The organism is Amycolatopsis sp. DSM 110486, from assembly GCF_019468465.1.
Taxonomy (GTDB): Bacteria; Actinomycetota; Actinomycetes; order Mycobacteriales; family Pseudonocardiaceae; genus Amycolatopsis.
The window spans coordinates 4858325-4877475 of sequence record NZ_CP080519.1; the positions used below are offsets into that span (position 1 = coordinate 4858325).

The window sequence follows — 19151 nt, forward strand, 5'->3', positions numbered from 1 at the left end:
CCGGCGGGCAGGTCGGTGGCACCAGCATGGCACGATCGGCCGATGAGCTGGTTCGAACGTCGCACCTGGCAGGAACCCGCGTGGACGCCCGCTGACATCCTGGCGGCCAAGCGTGACCGCACGGTTTCCGTGGTGCTGCCGGCGCTGGACGAAGAGCGAACTGTCGGTGACGTCGTCGCGTCGGTGCGGCCACTGCTCGGCAACGTCGTCGACGAGCTGGTGGTCGCCGACTCCGGTTCCACCGACGCCACCGCCGAGGTCGCGGCCGCGGCCGGCGCGCGGGTGGTGCACCGCGAGGACGTGCTGCCTGAGCTGCCGCCGCGCTCCGGCAAGGGCGAGGTGCTCTGGCGATCGCTGGCCGCGACGACCGGCGACGTCGTGGTCTTCCTCGACTCGGACCTCGTGGACCCGGACCCGGCGTTCGTGCCGGCGTTGCTCGGGCCGCTGCTCACCGAACCCGGCGTGCACCTGGTCAAAGGCTTCTACCGGCGTCCGTTGCGGCTGGAGAGCACCGGCGGCGGCCGCGTGACGGAGCTGCTGGCCCGGCCCGTGTTGTCCGCGTTGCGCCCGGCGCTGGGTGAGCTCGTGCAGCCGCTCGGCGGCGAGTACGCGGGCACGCGCGAGTTCTTCGAGTCGGTGCCTTTCGCCGGCGGCTACGGCGTGGAGATCGGCCTGCTGCTCGACGCCGAACAGCGCTACGGCCTCGACGGACTCGCCCAGGTCAACCTCGGCGTCCGTAAGCACCGCAACCGCTCGCTGCTGCAGCTGGGCGTGATGGCTCGGCAGATCCTCGGCACGGCCCTGGGCCGCTGCGGCGTGCCGACCGACGCCGACGCGCGGCTGACGCAGTTCGTGCAGGTGTCGGGGGAGTGGCTGCCCGACGTCAGCGAGATCCCCGTGCTGGACCGGCCGCCGATGGCGCAGGTGCGGGCCGCCCGTCCTCGAGGCTGAGCACGCGGTCGAAGCCGGCCAGGTGCTCAGGGCGGTGCGTCACGAGGACGACGGTCCCTTTTGCGTTCGCGAGGACGCGGGCGAGGACCTCGTCGCCGTGGGTTTCGTCGAGGCCTTCCACCGGCTCGTCGAGGACGAGGACCGGCGGGGCGGCGAGAACGGCACGCGTGAGGACCAGGCGCTGGCGCTGGCCGCCGGAGAGGGTGGTGGCGTCGCGGTCCAGGGGGACGTCGAGGTCGGTGACGGTGCAGGCGGTGCGGAGGTCTTCGTCGGACGCTCTTGGCGAGGCGATGAGGAGGTTTTCGCGGACGGTGGTGGCGAAGACGTGCGCGTCGGCGAGGGCGCCGGAGACCACCTGCGGGCTGGGGCCTTGGATCTGTTGACTGTCCACTGTGGCCCGGCCGGACGTGGGTGTGGTGAAGCCGAGCAGGACGTGGAGCAGGGTGGTTTTGCCGGCGCCCGACGGGCCGAGCACGCCCAGCCGGGTGCCCGGTGGGAGGTCGAGGTTGATGTTTTGGAGGGCGGGCTGTCGGCCCGGGTACTGGACTGTCACGTTCTCCAGCCTCAGGTGACCGGGTCCGGTGTGTTCGGGAGTCTCCGGCGGGGTGGTCGCCAGCAGTTCGCGCACGCGGTCCAGTGACGTCCGCAGCTCCGGGACTCGCTGGGCCGCGGCGATCAGGGGCAGGACGATCTCGAACAGCGCCAGCACGGCCAGTGTCAACGCGGCGGTCACCGGCAGACTCGCGCCGGCGAGCAAGGCCACGACTGCCGTCGTCGCGAGCTGGATGAAGGCGCCGGCCGCGGTCAGCGCTGACAGCCGGGTCGAGACGCTGCGGGCCCGCGCGGCGATCCCGTCGATCACGGTGTCGGCGGCTTTCGTCGCCTGAGGTTCGGCGCCGTAGGCCACGAGTTCATGGCGGCCGGTGACCAGCTCGACCGTGCGTTCGGCCAGCTCCTGCCGCGCGGGCGAGGTGAGGGCCTGGCTCTTCGCCGTGACACGTGCGGCCAGCCACGGCAGCAGCGCACCCGCGATGAGCAGCCCGGCCACGAGCACCGCCGCGGCCGGGAGACTCACGAATGCCGTGACCACGGCCAACGCCAGGCCGACGATTCCCGCCACCGCAGCCGGAAGTGCCAGCCGTAGCACGGCGTCCTGTACGGCGTCCACATCGGACACCAACCGCGTCACGAGGTCGGCGCCGGAATGTTCGGCGACGCGCCTCGGCACGAGCGCCGCGTACACCCGGGCCCGCAACGCCCCGAGATAACGCAGCACGACCTCGTGCCCGGCCAGGCGCTCGGCGTAGCGCAAACCACCGCGGGCCAAGGCGAACACGCGCACCGCCACGATCGCGACGGTCAACGCGGCGAGCGGCGGACGCTCGGCCGCCCGCATCAGCAGCCACGCTGCCGTTCCGGTCAGCGCCAGCCCGGAGATCTCGGCGCCGGCTGCGAGCAACGCGGCCCGGAGCAGTCGTGCGACGTTCATCGGACCCCCAGGGGAACTCGGCCGCCCACGAGCGGGACGGAACGCGTCGCCATCGCGGCCAACGCGGGGTGGTGCGCGACGAACAACGCCGTGCGGCCGGGCAGCAACGCCGCGGCCCCGTCGAGCACCGCCTGCTCGGTGCGCCGGTCGAGCCGCGCGGTGGGTTCGTCGAGCAGCACGAGCCCGGTGTCGGTTCGAGCAAGGGCGCGGGCGAGGCCGACGCGTTGCCGTTGCCCCGCCGACAATCCCGCGCCCAGCTCGCCGATGCGCGTCGCGTAGCCCTCGGGCAGCTCGGCGACGACCTCGTCGAGCGCGGCAGCGCGGGCGGCGGCGGGTACGTCGGCTCCGGAACCGAGCGCGATGTTCTCCGCGACGGTGCCGCTGAACAACGTCGGCCGCTGCGGCAGCCACGCCGTGTCGCGCAGCCAGGCCGCGTGGTCGAGGGACCGCAGGTCGACGCCATCCACGAGCACCCGGCCGGTTGTCGGCGTGACGAACCCCAGCAGCACGGCCAGCAGCGTCGACTTCCCGGAACCACTCGGCCCGGCGATGGCGACGTGGTCACCGCGACCGATCACGAGGTCCACTTCGGACAATGCGGTTACCTCGCCGTAGCGCACGGAAACACCGTCGAACTCGATCTCCGGCGGGCCCGCCGGCCGGGTCACCGTGCCACCGCGCCGGGCCGGCAGGGGAGTAGCCAAGGCTTCACGCATCGCCGTGAGCCCTTCGGCCGCCGCGTGGAACTTCGCGCCCGCCGCGCGCAACGGCAGGTACGCCTCGGGCGCGAGCACCAGCACGAGCATCGCCGTGTGCGCGGTGAGAGAGCCTTCGAGCAGGCGGAACCCGATGGGCACGGCGATCAGCGCGATCGACAGTGTCGCCACCAGTTCCAGGACCAGCGACGACAGGAACGCGACGCGCAGCGTGCCCAGCGTCGCGTCGGCGTGGGCGTCGGCCATCGCGCGCACGTGCTGGGCTTGCGCGCGGGCGCGGCCGAACAGCTTCAACGTCGGCAGGCCACGCACGGCGTCGAGGAAGTGCCCGCCCAGCCGGGTGAGCAGCGCCCACTGCCGTTCCGTGCGCGCCTTCGCACGAGCCCCGACCAGCGCCGCGAACACCGGGATCAACGGCAGCGTGGCCACCACGATCAGCGCCGACGTTAGGTCCGTCGTGACCAGCCGCACCACCACGGCAACCGGCACGAGCACCGACGCGACGAGCGCCGGAAGGTAGCCGGTGAGGTACGCCGTGGTCGCGTCGACGCCCTTCGTGACCTGCGTGGTGACCACGCCGGCGTCGGCCGTCGACCCGAGCAGCCGCCGGCGAAGCCCGGCCTGGGCGTCGGCCGCGAACCGGCCGGTGACCACGCTTTGCCCCAGCGTGAGCAGCACCCGCGCGCCCACGGCGACAAGGAGCGTGACGCCCAGGCCGCCGCCGGTGAGCAGCGTCGCGAGGCCTTCTGCCTGCAACAGGATCACGCCGGCGGTCAGCGCGCCGAGGACTCCGAGCAGGACCAGGTACCGGCGCGAGCCGGGCAGTGACGGCATTTCTTCCCCCTCTAGAAGTGCAGCAACGACTGCCGGTCGACCGGCCCGCGGTTCGCCCGCCAGGTCAGCAACTGCACGACCACCAGCACCACGAGCACGGGCACCGCGAACCACGCGAGCAGCCCCGCTGTCTCGGGTGCGGTGAAGGCGTCGGAAACGGTCAGCGCGTACCCAGGGTCCGAAGTGGACACCAGAATCGTCGGGAACCGCAGTGCGCCCACCACCAACGCCGGGGTCGCCGACAGCAGCATCGCCGCGGGCAGCGCGAGCCGGTACCGCTTGGACCGCAGTCCGAACAGGACGGTCCCGAACGCGGCGAACGCCACTGCTGTCACCGCGATCGCGGCCCACGAGATCCCCGACACCGCCAGCGCGCCCCACGCCGTGGCCACCACCAGGAAGGTGCCGACCGGCGTGGCGAACGTCTTCGCGAACCGCGCCGCCCGGCCGGCGAGCTCCGCCGGGCCGCGCACGGTGAGGAACACCGCGGCCTGCAGCCCGAACAGCGCCACGAACCCGAGCCCCCACAGCACGGCGTACGGGTCGAAGAGCGCGAGCACGTCGTCGACCGGGTTGCCCTGGGCGTCGACCGGCAGGCCGAGCACGAGGTTGCCCAGGAACAGGCCCCACGCCAGCGTGGTCACGAGCGCGCCCGCCGTGATGCCGAACGACCACGGCCCGCGGCGCGCGTCGGGCCGGCGGCTGCGCAGCTGAACCGACGCGGTGAATGTGACGAGCCCCAGCAGCAGCGCCACCACCAGCACGTACGCGCCGGCGAACACCCGGCCCTCCAGGTGCGGGAACACGCCGAACAGCACCCCGACGGCGGCGATCAGCCACACTTCGTTGGCCAGGAAGAACGGCCCGAGCGCACCCAGCGCCCGCCGTTGCTTCGCCTCGTCGCGGCCGAGGCCGGGCAGCAGGAAGCCCACGCCGTAGTCGTAGCCGGCCAGTGCGAAATACCCGCCGAGCAGCAGCCCGAGCACACCCCACCAGATGGTCGTCATCGTCAGACTCCGCTCAGTACGGGGAGTTCGGGCTCCGCGGGCGCCTCTTCCGGCTCCGGCCCACGCCGCGCGATCCGCGACAGCAGCACCCAGTCGGCCACGGCGAGCGCCGCGAACAGCACGCCGAACGCGATGAAGGAGAACAGGACCTGGCCGCCGGGCACGTCGGCGACCGCGTCGGCCGTGCGCAGCTTCCCCCAGATCAGCCACGGCTGGCGGCCGATCTCCCGCACGAGCCAGCCGCAGATCGCGGCCACGAACGGCAGCGCGATCGCCGGGACCATCAGGTAATGCAGGAACCGGGCGCACATCAGCCAATTGCGGATCAGCAGGATCGTGCCGGCCAGCGAGCACAGCAGCGCAACGAACCCGATCCCGATCATCGCCGCCAGTGGCACCCCGACGGCACTCTCGCCGAGCTTGTCCGGCTGGTACTTCGCGAGCTCGCCGAACTGCACGAAGCCCTGGTTGATCGTGACGATGCTGCCGATCAGCGCCGTGACCACGCCGAACCGCATCGAGCGGGTGAAGAAGTCGACCTCCGCGGTGCGCTTGAGGAAGTGGTACGCGCTCACGCCGGTCACGAAGAAGCCGCCGGTCATCAACGCGCCGCCGATGACGTGCGGCAGCGACGCCACGAGCGCGGGGTTGGTGAGCAGCGCGCCGAAGTCGTCGAGGTGCAGCACCCCGCCCTGCAAGTGGCTGCCGACCGGGTTCTGCAGGAACGAGTTGGCGACCATGATGAACAGCGCCGACGCGTACGCGGTGAGCGTGACCAGCCAGATCAGCGCCAGGTGCAGCCACTTGTTCAGCCGGCCCCAGCCGAAGATCCACAGCCCCAGGAATGTGGACTCGAGGAAGAACGCCACCAGCGTCTCGATCGCGAGCGGCGCGCCGAATACGTCGCCGGCGAATGTGGAAAGCCCGGTCCAGGTGAGCCCGAACTGGAATTCCATCACGATTCCGGTCGCGATGCCCAGCGCGTAATTGATCACATACAGCCGGCCCCAGAACCGGGTCATGCGGAGCAGCTGCGGAGTGCCGCTGATCGTCGCGCGTGTCTGCATGACCGCTGTCACGGTCACCAAGCCCAGCGTGAGCAGCACGAACAGGAAGTGGAACGACGTCGTGGTCGCGAACTGGAGTCTTGCTATGGGTAGGGGGTCCATGCCGAGCGAGTGTATAGGTAGCGCAGCTACATGTAGCTGAGAAATCTATGAGATCCGGGTCATCTCAGGGTTTTACCCGGGTCCCCGGCGTGGAACGGGGGATTACGCTTCCGGGGACGACATGAGTAGACTGCCCACCTATGAAGGCGGACACGTTGCGCGGGCACCTCGACGCGTTGCTGCTGGCTGTGCTCGACGGCCGGAAGCTGCACGGTTACGCGATCATCGAGGCGCTCTCGCTGCGGAGTGACGGCGCGCTCGACCTGCCGACCGGGACCGTGTACCCGGCGCTGCGCAGGCTGGAGCGGGCCGGCTACCTGGCCAGTGAGTGGGACGTGGTGTCGGGGCGCAAGCGCCGCACCTACCGGCTCACCCGCTCCGGGCAGCAGGCGCTCGCCGCCGAGCGGGCCGAGTGGCGGGAGTTCACCACGGTGATCGGCGGCGTCCTGCGGGCGGAGGCATGACGGCGGGGGAGGTCCGCGTGAACGCGATCGAGGGGTACTTGAGCGATCTCGACCGGCGGCTCGTCGGCTGCCGATCGACGAAGGACGACCTGCTCTCCGAAGCGCGCGACGGCCTGCACGACGCGGCCGACGCGTACCGCGAAGGCGGCTGGCCGGCCGAGGAAGCCGAGCGCCGCGCGGTGGCCGACTTCGGCGGCGTCGCGGTGGTCGCCGACGACTACCAGGCGGAGCTGTCCATGCACAGCGGCGTGCGCACGCTGTGGAAGCTCGTGCTCGGCGTGCCCGCGATGCAGCTTTCCTGGGACTTCGCCCGGATCCTCACCTTCGGCGACTGGACGCGCCTGTCGACCCCGACGCCCGAGTGGTACCGCGTGGCCACGCACTTCTCCCACGGCGCGGTGTTCGTGGTCCCCGCCGTGGGGCTCATCGCGCTGGTCTGCGCACGCTGGCTGAGCCGTCGCATCGACGGCGTCCGCCTGGCGCGCACGTGCGGGTACTTCATCGCCGGCGCCGTCGGCGTGAACCTCGCTTCGGTGCTCACTCTCGTGGTGGCGACGGGGTTCGTGGACGTCTCGCGGCTGTTCCTGTCCGTTCCGTGTGTGTTGCTGATGGTGGCGTATGTACTGCTGTCGGTGCGTCTGGTCGTGCTCGCGCGACGTTCCTGGGGCCGGTGTGCCACGATCGTGGCGTGACGACCGCGCTGATCTACCTCGTAGTCATGCTGCTGGTGGCCGCCGTGGTGTTCCTGCTCGCCGCCGTGGTGTTCGGCCGGGGCGAGGAGCTGGCCCCGCTGCCGCCGGGCAGCTCGCCCACGCGCCTGCCCGCCGAGGACATCACCGGCGAGGACGTGCGTCACGTGCGTTACCAGCTCGTGCTGCGCGGGTACAAGATGTCCGAAGTGGACTGGGTGATGCGCCGGCTCGGAGTGGAGCTCGACGAGCTGCGCGTCCGCGTCGCGGAGCTCGAAGCGGCCCAGCCGGAGCCGAGGCCCGCGGGTGAGTAGTGACCTGATCCTGTCCGTCGAGGTCGAGGCACCGGCGGGCACGACGTGGCTGGCGCTCACCGACTGGCCGCGCCAGAGCGAGTGGGTGCTCGGCACCACCGTGCGCGTGCTCGAGGGCAACGGGCGCAGCGTCGGCTCGAAGATCGCGGCCACCACGGGGATCGGCGGCGTCGGGTTCACCGACACCATGGAGGTCACGGCGTGGGAGCCGCCGCTTCGGGTGACCATGCGCCACCTGGGCAGCCTTGTGCGCGGCACGGCGGCGTTCCAGGTCGTGGCCAACGGGCCGACCCGCTCAACGTTCGTCTGGGCCGAGCACCTCGACCTGCCGTTCGGGCTGATCGGGCGCCTCGGCTGGCCCGTGGTGCGCCCGGCGTTCTCGCTCGGGGTGCACCAGTCGATGAAGCGGTTCGCGAAGTTCGTGCAGGATTATTCGGTCGGTGAGCAGTGATCGAGCTGCTGGGCCAGGACGGCGTCAAGCGCTGCTCCTGGGGGAACTCGACGCCGGACTACACCGCCTACCACGACGAGGAGTGGGGCAAGCCGCTGCACGGCGAGGCCGCGCTGTACGAGCGGCTGTCGCTCGAGTCGTTCCAGTCGGGGCTGTCGTGGATCACGATCCTGCGCAAACGGGAGAACTTCCGCAAAGCGTTCCGCAAGTTCCAGCCGGCGAAGGTCGCGCGTTTCGGCGACGCCGACATCGAGCGGCTGATGGCCGACGCCGGAATCGTGCGCAACCGCGCGAAGATCCTGGCGGCCGTCAACAACGCGCGCGCGATCGCTGATCTGGACGTGCCGCTCGACGAGCTGCTGTGGTCGTTCGCCCCGGCGAAGCACAAGCGGCCGCGGACGATGGCCGACGTGCCGGCCGTGACCGACGAGTCGAAGGCGATGGCGAAGGAGCTGAAGAAGCGCGGCTTCGCATTCCTCGGCCCGACCACTTGTTACGCGCTGATGCAGGCGACCGGCATGGTCGACGACCACGTCGCGGGCTGCTTCCGGGCGAACCGCTCGTGAGTGTTTCCGTCCGGCCGGAACCGGACGGAACACTGACGGCTACTTGCCCTGGAAGTTCGGCTTGCGCTTGCCGACGAAGGCTTCCACGGCCTCGGTGTGGTCGGCGGTGGCGCCGAGCGCGGTCTGGGCTTCGTCTTCGGCCGCGAGCGCTTCGTCCAGAGAGGACTGCGCGGAGACGGCGAGCACGTGCTTGATCTTCGAGTACGCCACCGTCGGGCCGGCGGCAAGCTTCGCGGCCACGGCCTGGGCGCGCGCGGCGAGCTCCTCGTCGGGCACAACCTCGCCGACCAGGCCGATGCGCTGCGCCTCGGCGGAGTCGACGGTGCGGGCCAGCAGCATCAGCTCGGCGGCGCGGCCGAGGCCGATGAGCCGCTGCAGTGTCCACGACGCGCCGGAGTCCGGGCCGAGCCCGACGTTCGCGAAGGCCATCAGGAACGACGACGACTCGGCGGCGATCCGCAGGTCGCTCGCGTAGGCGAAGGCGGCACCCGCGCCGGCGGCCGTGCCGTTGACCGCGGCGATCACCGGCTTCGGCATGTCCACGATGGCCTTGACGATCGGGTTGTAGTGGTCGCTCACCGTGTGCAGCGGGGCCGGGTCTCCCGCCTGCAGCAGCCCGACGTGTTCCTTCAGGTCCTGTCCCGCGCAGAACGCCTTGCCCGCGCCGGTGAGCACGATCGCGCGCACGTCCGCGTCGTCGGCCGCGGCGCGCAGCTCCGCGAGCAGCCGTTCCTTGAGCTCGACGGTCAGCGAGTTGTACGCCTCCGGCCGGTTCAGGGTCAGGGTGCGCACGCCGTCGGCGTCGGCGGTCAGGAGGACGTCGGGTGTGGTCACTGTGGTGCTCCTCTTGGCGTAATCGTGGGTCCTCCGCCGAGTCTTTCAGCCCCGCGTGGCGCATACCAGCACCGATACGGCGGCAAATGATCGGTCCGCGTTCGCGCCCGGCCGCTGATGAGGGACAATGGGGGTCAAGACCCGGCTGGCATGGGAGTGCGCGACCCGGGCGCGCCGGTTGAGACGGAGGGAGCACGCTATGGCGGCCATGAAGCCCCGGACCGGAGATGGTCCCCTCGAAGTGACCAAGGAGGGGCGGGGCCTCGTGATGCGAGTGCCATTGGAAGGTGGCGGCCGTCTCGTCGTCGAGCTCTCCGCGGAAGAAGCGAAGGACCTCGGCGCAGCACTTCAGGAGGTCACCGGCTGATTCCGGCTCCCCTCCCCATCCACTCACCGAACCCCGGTCTCCTCATGGAGGCCGGGGTCGTGGTTCATCTGCGCCCGAAGGTTGCTCACTGTGCGTAACTCGCTACCGCCTGTCCCGACCAAACTGCCCGAGATCGAGGTCGCCGACGCGTTCCGGCGCGGGGCCCCGCAAGTGGTGCTGGCACTTTCGTCCGCAGAAGTGGAACTCGGCGGGGTGAAGGCGACCGGCAAGGCGGGCGACGTGCAGGAAGTCCCGGCCGACGGCGCGGTGCGCTGGGTCGCGGGCCTCGGCGCGGGCGAACCGCGCGACTACCGCCGCGCGGGGGCGGCGCTGGCGCGCGCGGTGTCCTCGGTGGACCAGCCGGTTCGGACCGTCCAGGTGGGGCTGCCCGAGGACGTGTCCGCTGCGCATGTAGGCGAGCTCGCGATGGGCTTGTTCCTGGGCGGCTACCGGTTCGTCGTGACCACAGAGGACCCGAAGCCCGCGGTGCAGACCGTCCGGCTGGTGAGCCCTTCGGCCGCAGCGTACGCAGACGAGGTCGCCCGCGTCCGTGAGCTCGCGGCCGCCGCCGCGCTGACGCGGGACCTGGCCAACGCACCGTCGAACATCAAGAACCCCGCGTGGCTCGCGAACACCGCCGCGAAGGTCGTCGGCTCGGCCGCGGTGACCGTGAACGTGCGCGACGAGAAGTGGCTCGCGGACAACGGCTTCGGCGGCGTGCTCGCCGTCGGCGGCGGCTCGGATTCCCCGCCGCGCCTGATCGAGCTGGAGTACCGCCCGCGCGGCGCGAAGACCCACTTGCTGTTCGTGGGCAAGGGCATCACGTTCGACACGGGCGGCCTGTCCGTGAAGCCGGCCGACGGCATGCACCTCATGCGCACCGACATGGCGGGCGGCGCGGCCGTGATCGCCTCCGTGCGCGCCATCGCCGCGCTGGGTCTTGCGGTGCGCGTGACGGCGTTGGTGCCCGCCGCCGAGAACCACGTCTCCGGTGGTTCGTACCGCCCCGGCGACATCGTCCGCCACTACGGCGGCCGCACCACCGAGGTCGGCAACACCGACGCCGAGGGCCGCATGGTCATGGCCGACGCGCTGGCCTACGGGATTCAGACGTACAAGCCCGACCTCGTCGTGGACGCCGCCACCCTCACCGGCGCCATGAAGGTCTCACTGGGATTGCGCACCGGCGGCCTGTTCTCGACAGATGACGACCTCGCCGCCCGCGTGATCGAAGCGGGCACCCGCGCCGGCGAATCCTGGTGGCGCATGCCCCTGGTCGACGACTACGCCCCCGGCATCGAAGGCGAACTCGGCGACGTCCGCCAGGCCCCCGGCGGCCCCGGCGGCATCATGGCCGCCCTCTTCCTCCGCGAGTTCACGGCCGGCCTGCCCTGGGCCCACCTCGACATCGCCGGCCCCGCCCGCGCCGACAAGACGTATGACGACGTGGTCCCCGGCGCCTCCGGCTTCGCCGCCCGCACCCTCGTGGAACTCGCCGCCTCCTACTCGGCCTAGCCCCCCCGCCCCACGCTTCGCCCGCACCCCAATGCGGCGTTGGCTGCGCTCACCGCACCCAACGCCACATATTGGGGCGCTTTGACGACTCCACCCACCGCCACCCGCCCAACCAACTCACGACTCGCCCAAGCCGCGTCCACCCTCGCAACCGCCGCCCACCCACGCGACGAAACCCTGCACCCAGCCCCTCCCCGGCACCCCGATCCGAAGCCTTCTTGCGGCCGGCGAGCCGTTGTCAAGGCACGCTTTCCCGCCTTGACAACGGCTCACCGGCCGTCAACACAATCCAGCTTCGGGGTGCACGCCCAACGCAACACGCCCTGCGAGGACCGAGAACCCAGAACCGAAAACCCCACAACCCCCAACAAAGAACGAATCACCGAGCCACCCCACCCAACACAAACTCCCGAAATACCCCCACAGCCCGACTAACCGGCTCCCCTCTCCGCCAAGCCAGCCCGATCGTCCTCCCCACCGGCGGCTCGATCTGCACCTCCGCCACCCCAGCCGGCGCCCCAGGCTCGAAATGCGGCAACAACGCCACCCCCAACCCGGCCGCCACCAACCCCCGCACGGTGTCCGACTCCTGCCCCTCAAACGCAATCCTCGGCGAAAACCCCGCAGCCGCACACAACTCGTCCGTGATCCGCCTCAACCCGTAGCCGGGCTCCAGCAACACGAACTCCTCGTCGGCGAGCTCCTCCATTCGCACCCCACTGCGCCCAGACAACCGATGCCCTGCCGGCACCGACAACAAAATCGGCTGCGTGGACAACACCGCCGTCTCGAACACCGCATCCTCAGGAACCGGCGCCAGCAACGCCAAATCCAGCTCGCCACCGGCAAGCCGGTCGACCATTTCCTGCCGCGACCCCTGCACCAACGTGAACCGCGCCCTCGGCGCTTGCGCCCGGTACCCCCGCAGCAACGAAGGCACCAACGACCTCCCCAGCAGATGCAGGAACCCGAGCACCACCCGCCCGCTCTCCGGCTCGATCTCCTCCCGAGCCGACCGCGCGCCCGCGTCGACGGAAGCCAGAGCCCGCTCGGAAGCCTCCGCCAACAGCTCCGCCGCCCGCGTCAGCCGGATCCCGCGCCCGTCCGGCACCGTCAACGGCGCCCCCAACGACTCCGCGAGGGCCGCGAGCCGACGGCTGACCGTGGGCTGCGGCACACCCAGTAGCTCGGCCGTGCGTGTGACGTTCCTCGTGCTCCGCAGGGTCGCGAGGAGCAGCAAGTGGGGCGCGAGCTGGGAAGTCAGGCTTTCATGCGTCACGGTATGGATTATCGCGCACAACCGTATTGGACGTATTGTTTAGCTCTCCTTACTTTCGGCGGATGTGACCACTACAGCCAGTACCACCGTCCGGGTGAAGGTCGCCGTCGCAGCTGCCGGGTTCACGTCGTTCGCGCTGCTCTACGCGCCGCAGCCGGTGCTGCCGCAGCTCGCGCTGCAGTACCACCTCGACCCTGGCGGCGCGTCGCTCGCGGTGAGCGTGGCGACGGGGGCGCTGGCGATCTCCGTGCTGCCCATCGCGGCACTGTCCGAAGTGGTCGGGCGCCGGTCGGTGATCATCGCGTCGGTGGTGATCTCGGCGGTGCTGGGGCTACTGCTGCCGCTCGTGCCGTCGTACTCGGTGATGCTGGTGCTGCGCGCTGTCCAGGGCGTGGCGATCGCGGGGTTCCCCGGCGTCGCCACGGCGTACCTCGTCGAACGGCTCGGCAAGGTCGGCGTCGCGGCGGCGGTGGGCGCGATGATCGCCGGCAACTCCATCGGCGGCATGACCGGCCGCCTCGCGACGGGCTTCACCGCGGGCCCGCTGGGCTGGCGCGGTGCGCTGTACGTCGTGGCCGGCATCTCGCTGATCTGCGCGATCGTCACCGTCGTCGCGCTGCCGCGTGGCCGGCAGCACCAGGAAGACCGTCAATCCCTGCGTGACGTCGGCATCGGCCTGCTCCACGCGGTGCGCAAACCCGTGCTCCTGGCCCAGTACGCCGTCGCGCTGCTGGCCATGGGCTCGTTCGTCGCGCTCTACAACGCCGCCGGCTTTCGCCTCACCGGCGAGCTGCACCTCTCGCCGGCCATCGCGTCACTCGTCTTCCTCGCCTACGCGTTGGGCTCGGTCTCCTCGGCGACGGCCAACCGGCTGGCGACGAGGATCGGCCGCCGCCGCGCGATCATCGGCGCGCTGCTGCTCATGGCCGTCGGCGCGGCGCTCACCATTCCGGACTCCGTGGCGATGGTCGCCGTCGGTTTTGTGGTGCTGACCTGCTCGTTCTTCGCCGCCCACGCCATCGCCAACAGCTGGGCCGCGGCCGAAGCACCCGAGAACGCCCGTGGCCAGACCGGCGGCTGCTACACGCTCATGTACTACCTCGGCAGCAGCGTCGGCGGCGGGGTCGGCGCGGTGATCTACGGCGAAGCCGGCTGGGTCTGGCTCATCGCCGCCGTGGCCGTGTGGCTCGTGCTGGCCGCGGCCGCCGTCGGCGTGGGCACCACGGTCCACGTCCGCACCCGCGAGCTGGCGCACACGTAAAACCTCAGCCGACCGCCGCCACCAGCAGCCCGCCGCCGACCGGCAACAGGGCCGGGACCAGGCGTTCGTCCTCCCGCATCGCCCGCGCGACCTCGCGCAGGGCGAGTGTCTCCGGGTCCCGCCGCGACGGGTCGGCGACGCGGCCGCCGGCCAGCACGTTGTGGAAGGCGATGATCCCGCCGCGGCGCAGCAGCGAGACGCCCTTCTCGTAGTAGTTGGGGAACTCGAGGCGCGCCGCGTCGATGAACACCAGGTCGTAGCCGCCGGGCGTGAGCCGGGGGAGCACGTCGAGGGCGCGGCCGACGATCAGCCGCGTGCGGCCGGGCGGGATGCCGGCTTCGAGGAACGTCTTGCGCGCCGCGCGCTGGTACTCCGGCTCGAGGTCGATCGACGTCAGCACGCCGTCGGGGGCCATCCCGCGCAGCAGGTGCAGGCCGCTCACCCCGACCCCCGTGCCGACCTCCACCACGGCCCGCGCGCCGAGCGTCGCGGCGAGGAAACGCAAGGTCGCGCCCGCCCCCGACGCCAGCGGGGCGCAGCCCAGGTCGGCCGCGCGCGCCCGCGCCGCGGCCAGTACGTCGTCGTCGGGAAGGTACCCGTCGACGTACTCGGCGCCGACCGGCTCGGCCGCCGAGGCCGCATGCGTCCCGGAACTCACGCGCGAAGGTTAGCGTTGCTTGTCGATAAATCAGCGAAGGCTCCCTGGTAAGCCCGCCGAAATAACTTCTCAGCCTGCTCTCAGTCCTGTCTCACTAGAACCATAAGGAGACCCGACAAACTCAATCTCGACCGTGCGGGAACACCGTGCCCGAGAGCAGCGTTGGCTGAGCAGAAGAGGAGAGTCGCAGATGGAGGTGCCTGCTCCCCTGATGCAGACCGCTGACAAGTCGGAGCCAGAGCTGGTGACCGTGGACTCGGGCGAGGCCACCTGGACGCCCCCGTCGTGGGACGAGGTCGTGCGCGAACACGCCGACCGCGTCTACCGCCTGGCCTACCGCCTCACGGGCAACAGCCACGACGCCGAGGACCTCACGCAGGAGACGTTCATCCGCGTCTTCCGCTCGCTCGCGTCGTACAAGCCGGGCACCTTCGAGGGCTGGCTCCACCGCATCACCACGAACCTGTTCCTCGACATGGCCCGCCGCCGCTCGCGCGTGCGCATGGAGGGGCTGCCGGACGACACCGACCGCATCGTCGGCGACGACCCGAGCCCCGAGCAGGTCTACACCGACACACACCTCGACCCCGACTTGCAGGAGGCGCTCGACGAGCTGCCCCCGGAGTTCCGGGCCGCCGTGGTGCTCTGCGACGTCGAAGGCCTCTCGTACGAGGAGATCGGCGCCACGCTGGGTGTCAAGCTCGGCACCGTCCGCAGCCGCATCCACCGCGGCCGGCAGGCGCTGCGTGCGTCGCTGGAGCGCCGCCGTGCGCTCCGGGACGAGTCTGTGAAGGTGTCGGTATGACCGCTGCGCGAGGGTGGGGTCTCCCCGAGTCGCATCTGCTTCCGGATGTCGTGGTCGCCCTGGTCGACGGCGAGCTGTCGCTCGGCGCGCAGGACCGCGCGTCGGCCCACATCGCCCGTTGCCCGGGGTGCGCTGCCGAGGTCGCCGCCCAGCGGCAGGCCGTCGCGGCTGTGAAGTGCGCCGGCGAGCCGTCGATGTCGGCCGGGTTCCTCGCGAGCCTGCGGTCGATCCCGGACCACACCGAGCTGCCCGGCACTCCCGACAACCTGGCGATGACAGCCGACGGTCAGCTCGTCGCCATCCAGCGCCCGGACCGGGTCGCGGGCCTGCGTGACGCGGGGGTTCTCGGAGGTACTGCCCCGTTGGGCTCGTCCACGCCGCTCGGGCACTCGTCCCACGTGCTCGGCGGCGGCCGTTTCACCCTCACCCGTAAGCGCGCCGCACAAGGCGCGGGCGTCGTCGTCTCCGGGCTGGTGCTGAGCGCGCTGGCCCTGGTCGGCACGACCGCCGACAGCGGCGAAGGCGCCCCGGACACCGGCGGCGTGCCGCAGCCCAACGCGAACCTGCTACCCGCCCAGATGGCCGTGCCCCGCTCCGAGCCGACGCTGCCGCCCCCGTCCTCGACGTTGCCGACGGCCACGTCGGTCGTCGACCGGCTGACCCCGGTTCCGGCTCGCTGAGCCACCCGCACCGCTTCTCCAGGGGGAGGTAGCGGTGTGGGGCAACAGCCCATGCGGCCGGTGTTTTCGGCCACTGCACCGGTTGGCTGAGCGCTCGCCGGCGTTCCACCTCGCGGAGTCCGCGCGGCCGCCCATCTGCCGCCGACTGCCACACGGCTGGTCGCGTGGCGGCCCGTACGGGCTTGACGAACGGCCCCGGCCACCGAGGCAGATCGTGTGGTGCGGCGCGGGCCAACAGCCATTTCACCGTCGTCTGGGCAGACTCGGACGTCGAGGCTTGGGTATCGTCACGCCCAGCCACCTGATCTCAGCCCCGGGGAATGATGACCGAGCAGCCGAACGCGAACTCCGCCCAGCCGCCTGCCGCGGGCGACGACCGGCTGGGACCCCGGCCGCTCGACCGCCCTGCCGTGGACCCGGCGCAGGAAGCGGTGTTCGGCCGGCCGCGCGGTGTCGACGGCGCGTTCGACAAGCTCTACACACCCGCCACCAACGGCAAGGGCAACCTCGACCTCGCCCCGCCCACACCGGAGTCGCTCGCGGAGGCGTTCCGCCGCCCGCCGGGTGCCGAAGGCGTGGTGCTGGAGCGCCCGCGCGAGGCGACCGGCGAGCAGCCCGCGCCCGAAGATCCCCTGTGGACGGACACGCGCGACCCGTGGCGTGATCCCGCGGCCGGCGCTGTGCTGGCCGGCCCGGCGATGCCCGCGGAAGACAAAGAGAAGCCCCGCAAACGCCCGTCCGGCGCGCTGCTGAGCCTGCCCGAGGTGCTGTTCGGCCGTCGCGTGCAGCCGAAGGCCCTGGCGCTGCTTGGTGTGGTCGCGCTGCTCGTGGGCGCGGTCGGCGGGCTCGTCGGCTGGTGGATCGCCGACACGGGTTCGGCGCTCACCGGCAGCGCCACGATCTCCGAGGCCGAAGCAGCCAAGGAACGCCCGCCGGGATCGATCGCCGACATCGCGAAGCGCGTCTCGCCCGCGGTCGTGTCGCTCGAGGTCTTCAAGCCCGGCGCCGACTCCGGTGAGCAGGGCTCGGGCGTGATGATCGACCCGCAGGGCTACATCCTCACCAACGAGCACGTGGTCACCACCGCTGTCGCCGACTCGACCGTGAAGATCACCGCGATCTTCAACGACGGCACGCGCACCGAGGCCAAGATCGTCGGCTCCGACCAGAAGACCGACCTCGCCGTGGTGAAGGTCAACGTGACCAACCCCGTGGTGATGCAGATCGGCAAGTCGTCCGACCTGCAGGTGGGCGACGCCGTGATCGCCGTCGGTTCGCCGCTGGCCCTGCAGAACTCCGTGACGTCGGGCATCGTCAGCGCGCTCGACCGGCCGATCACGGCCGGTGGCGACAGCGGCGAGCCGCCCGTGACCTACGAGGCCATTCAGACCGACGCTGCCATCAACCACGGCAACTCCGGTGGCGCGCTCGTCGACTCCACCGGCGCACTCGTGGGCATCAACTCGTCGATCCGCTCGTCGAGCGCCGACGGCGGCAGCATCGGCATCGGCTTCGCCATCCCGAGCGACTACGCGATGAAGATCGCGAAGGCGCTGATCAAGGACGGCAAGGTCGTCCACGCGGACATCGGCATCAACGCCTCCTCCACGGTCGCCGGCTCGTCCACGATGGGCGCGCAGGTGAAGAACGTGGAGCCCAACGGCCCCGCGGCTGCGGCCGGCATCAAGGAGGGCGACGTGATCACGAAGATCGGCGACCGCCTGGTGCGCGACTCCGCGGAGCTGACCGTGGCTGTCCGCAACCACGACGTCGGTGAGGTCGTGCCGGTGCAGCTCGCGCGCGCCGGCGCGGTGCTGGTTGTCGACGTGACTCTCGGATCCGACTGATCGACGTCACATCGTCTTAAGCCCCGCTTCGTCCTTCGGGCCTGCCGGAACACGGGGCGGCCCGGGTAGTCTGACCGGGGAAGCACCGAGCGGAGGTTCACGGGTGTTCGACAGTGTCGGATGGGGCGAGATCCTCGTGCTCATCGTCGCCGGTCTCTTCATCCTCGGCCCGGAGCGCCTTCCGGAAGCCGCGTCGTGGATGGCGAAGAGCGTGCGCAAGGTCCGCGAGTTCGCCAACGGTGCGCGCGCACAGCTGCGCGAGGAGATGGGGCCGGAGTTCGACCAGCTCCGCAAGCCGCTGGAAGACCTGCGCGGGCTGCGCAACTTCGACCCCAAGCGGGTCGTGACCCAGCACCTGTTCGACGGGGACGCGGATCCGTTGGGGCTCAGCAGCTTGAACTCCACGAACGGTTCGAACGGGACGAACGGCTCCAACGGTTCCCAAGCCGTGAAGCCGCAGAGCGCCACGCCGCAGGCCGAACCGCTCAAGCCGGGCGAGCGGCCCCCGGTCGACCCCGACGCCACCTGAGCGCCGGGTCCGTCCCTTAGCGACCGGTCAGGGTGTGACCTCGGCCGGACCTCGCAACGTCGGGCGAGTGCCGACTTGCGGCGGTCGGAACGGGCGAGTTGGCTGTGGCGGGTTGCCGGTGTGGCGGCCGGCCCGACGTGACCCGACCTCTCGCACGACGAAACGAACTTCCTGGGTAGTCTCGGGCAAACCGCCCATAACGACCCTGGAGGTCTCTGACATGTCACGCCGTGCGGGCGCGCTGGCCGCAATCATCGCCGCAGCGGGTGTCCTGGCCGCCGGGTGCACCGCGGACGACGAGCCCAGCACCCAGCCACCGGCCACCTTCACGTCCGTGCCCGCTCCCGCGACGACCGGCGGGCCGTTCGCCTCGCCGTCCCCGAGCAGCACGCTGAACGCGCCGGCAGGCGACCAGACCTACGTGAAGCGCGGCGCCCAGACCGGCGTGCCCGACCTCGACGTCCTCATCACGGTCGACTGGGCCAAGGGCAAGATCAACCCGCCCGCCGGCACCGTCGACGTGCAGGTCGGCGACCGCGTCCGGGTCGTGCTCACTTCGGACCAGCAGGTCGACGTGAACGTCGACGGCCACCCCGAAGCCGCCACCGCCGTCGGCCCCGGCGACTCCGCGAACGTCGACTGGGCCGTCACGCAGCCCGGCGCCACCGCGGTGACGCTGGGCGCCGACAAGACGCTCCTGACGACGGTCCGCGCCTCCTAGGCGCC

At 71.2% G+C, this 19151-nt stretch carries 21 protein-coding genes; 14 read left to right on the plus strand and 7 right to left on the minus strand.

All coding sequences use genetic code 11. The features are described 5' to 3' along the window. The first annotated feature begins 42 nt into the window (after positions 1 to 42). Complete coding sequence (locus tag K1T34_RS23745) at positions 43 to 951, plus strand: glucosyl-3-phosphoglycerate synthase (RefSeq protein WP_220246400.1); 909 nt, start codon at positions 43 to 45, stop codon at positions 949 to 951. On the opposite strand, the gene cydC is transcribed toward K1T34_RS23745, so the two are convergent. The 4 genes from cydC to K1T34_RS23765 are packed head-to-tail and all read right to left on the minus strand — an operon-like array spanning position 884 to position 6166. Next, positions 884 to 2440 (minus strand): thiol reductant ABC exporter subunit CydC, encoded by a 1557-nt coding sequence (gene cydC, locus K1T34_RS23750; RefSeq protein ID WP_220246401.1) that lies wholly within the window; start codon positions 2438 to 2440, stop codon positions 884 to 886. The genes K1T34_RS23745 and cydC overlap by 68 nt on opposite strands. Then, entirely contained in the window at positions 2437 to 3990 is a 1554-nt protein-coding gene (gene cydD / locus K1T34_RS23755) for a thiol reductant ABC exporter subunit CydD (RefSeq protein WP_220246402.1), read from the minus strand. The genes cydC and cydD overlap by 4 nt, the downstream gene beginning before the upstream one ends. Positions 3991 to 4001: 11 nt before the next feature. Continuing rightward, entirely contained in the window at positions 4002 to 4997 is a 996-nt protein-coding gene (locus tag K1T34_RS23760) for a cytochrome d ubiquinol oxidase subunit II (RefSeq protein ID WP_220246403.1), read from the minus strand. Between the two features lie 2 nt (positions 4998 to 4999). Beyond that, the gene (locus K1T34_RS23765) at positions 5000 to 6166 is read right to left on the minus strand and encodes a cytochrome ubiquinol oxidase subunit I (RefSeq protein WP_220246404.1); all 1167 of its coding nucleotides are present in this window, start codon (positions 6164 to 6166) and stop codon (positions 5000 to 5002) included. 140 nt (positions 6167 to 6306) lie between these two features. Between K1T34_RS23765 and K1T34_RS23770 the strand changes: the two genes are divergently transcribed. The 5 genes from K1T34_RS23770 to K1T34_RS23790 are packed head-to-tail and all read left to right on the plus strand — an operon-like array spanning position 6307 to position 8650. After that, on the plus strand, positions 6307 to 6630 hold the full coding sequence (locus tag K1T34_RS23770; RefSeq protein WP_220246405.1) for a helix-turn-helix transcriptional regulator: 324 nt from the start codon (positions 6307 to 6309) through the stop codon (positions 6628 to 6630). A gap of 17 nt (positions 6631 to 6647) precedes the next feature. Continuing rightward, complete coding sequence (locus tag K1T34_RS23775; protein WP_255638671.1) at positions 6648 to 7322, plus strand: permease prefix domain 1-containing protein; 675 nt, start codon at positions 6648 to 6650, stop codon at positions 7320 to 7322. Then, positions 7319 to 7633 (plus strand): DivIVA domain-containing protein, encoded by a 315-nt coding sequence (locus tag K1T34_RS23780; protein WP_220246407.1) that lies wholly within the window; start codon positions 7319 to 7321, stop codon positions 7631 to 7633. The genes K1T34_RS23775 and K1T34_RS23780 overlap by 4 nt, the downstream gene beginning before the upstream one ends. Then, the gene (locus K1T34_RS23785; protein ID WP_220246408.1) at positions 7626 to 8084 is read left to right on the plus strand and encodes an SRPBCC family protein; all 459 of its coding nucleotides are present in this window, start codon (positions 7626 to 7628) and stop codon (positions 8082 to 8084) included. The genes K1T34_RS23780 and K1T34_RS23785 overlap by 8 nt, the downstream gene beginning before the upstream one ends. Continuing rightward, positions 8081 to 8650 carry a DNA-3-methyladenine glycosylase I gene (locus K1T34_RS23790; RefSeq protein ID WP_220246409.1) on the plus strand — a complete coding sequence of 190 codons (570 nt, stop codon included), beginning with the start codon at positions 8081 to 8083 and terminating at the stop codon, positions 8648 to 8650. The genes K1T34_RS23785 and K1T34_RS23790 overlap by 4 nt, the downstream gene beginning before the upstream one ends. 39 nt (positions 8651 to 8689) lie before the next feature. On the opposite strand, the gene K1T34_RS23795 is transcribed toward K1T34_RS23790, so the two are convergent. Continuing rightward, entirely contained in the window at positions 8690 to 9484 is a 795-nt protein-coding gene (locus K1T34_RS23795; protein WP_220246410.1) for an enoyl-CoA hydratase-related protein, read from the minus strand. A gap of 199 nt (positions 9485 to 9683) precedes the next feature. Between K1T34_RS23795 and K1T34_RS23800 the strand changes: the two genes are divergently transcribed. Together K1T34_RS23800 and K1T34_RS23805 are read left to right on the plus strand one after the other, a co-directional pair. Further along, the gene (locus K1T34_RS23800; protein ID WP_005155393.1) at positions 9684 to 9851 is read left to right on the plus strand and encodes a DUF3117 domain-containing protein; all 168 of its coding nucleotides are present in this window, start codon (positions 9684 to 9686) and stop codon (positions 9849 to 9851) included. Between the two features lie 90 nt (positions 9852 to 9941). Further along, positions 9942 to 11366, plus strand: a complete 1425-nt coding sequence (locus tag K1T34_RS23805; RefSeq protein ID WP_220246411.1) for a M17 family metallopeptidase — start codon at positions 9942 to 9944, stop codon at positions 11364 to 11366. Positions 11367 to 11745: 379 nt separating this feature from the next. Here the strand turns inward: K1T34_RS23805 and K1T34_RS23810 are convergent, their stop codons facing one another. Further along, a complete protein-coding gene (locus K1T34_RS23810) occupies positions 11746 to 12645 on the minus strand; it encodes a LysR family transcriptional regulator (RefSeq protein WP_220246412.1) in 900 nt (299 codons plus the stop codon). 94 nt (positions 12646 to 12739) lie between these two features. Here K1T34_RS23810 and K1T34_RS23815 point away from each other — a divergent pair, with 94 nt between their 5' ends. Beyond that, positions 12740 to 13906 (plus strand): MFS transporter, encoded by a 1167-nt coding sequence (locus tag K1T34_RS23815; protein WP_220247371.1) that lies wholly within the window; start codon positions 12740 to 12742, stop codon positions 13904 to 13906. A 4-nt stretch (positions 13907 to 13910) separates the two neighbouring features. Here the strand turns inward: K1T34_RS23815 and K1T34_RS23820 are convergent, their stop codons facing one another. Further along, positions 13911 to 14564 (minus strand): O-methyltransferase, encoded by a 654-nt coding sequence (locus K1T34_RS23820; RefSeq protein ID WP_220246413.1) that lies wholly within the window; start codon positions 14562 to 14564, stop codon positions 13911 to 13913. Positions 14565 to 14754: 190 nt separating this feature from the next. On the opposite strand from K1T34_RS23820, the gene sigE reads away from it, so the two are divergent. From sigE to K1T34_RS23845, 5 genes are all read left to right on the plus strand, one after another. Beyond that, positions 14755 to 15369 carry an RNA polymerase sigma factor SigE gene (gene sigE / locus K1T34_RS23825; protein WP_220246414.1) on the plus strand — a complete coding sequence of 205 codons (615 nt, stop codon included), beginning with the start codon at positions 14755 to 14757 and terminating at the stop codon, positions 15367 to 15369. Next, positions 15366 to 16049, plus strand: a complete 684-nt coding sequence (locus tag K1T34_RS23830; protein WP_220246415.1) for a zf-HC2 domain-containing protein — start codon at positions 15366 to 15368, stop codon at positions 16047 to 16049. The genes sigE and K1T34_RS23830 overlap by 4 nt, the downstream gene beginning before the upstream one ends. Positions 16050 to 16372: 323 nt before the next feature. Continuing rightward, the gene (locus tag K1T34_RS23835; RefSeq protein ID WP_220246416.1) at positions 16373 to 17896 is read left to right on the plus strand and encodes a S1C family serine protease; all 1524 of its coding nucleotides are present in this window, start codon (positions 16373 to 16375) and stop codon (positions 17894 to 17896) included. Between the two features lie 103 nt (positions 17897 to 17999). Next, entirely contained in the window at positions 18000 to 18425 is a 426-nt protein-coding gene (gene tatB / locus K1T34_RS23840; RefSeq protein WP_220246417.1) for a Sec-independent protein translocase protein TatB, read from the plus strand. A 220-nt stretch (positions 18426 to 18645) separates the two neighbouring features. Further along, positions 18646 to 19146 (plus strand): hypothetical protein, encoded by a 501-nt coding sequence (locus tag K1T34_RS23845; RefSeq protein ID WP_220246418.1) that lies wholly within the window; start codon positions 18646 to 18648, stop codon positions 19144 to 19146. Positions 19147 to 19151 lie beyond the last annotated feature (5 nt).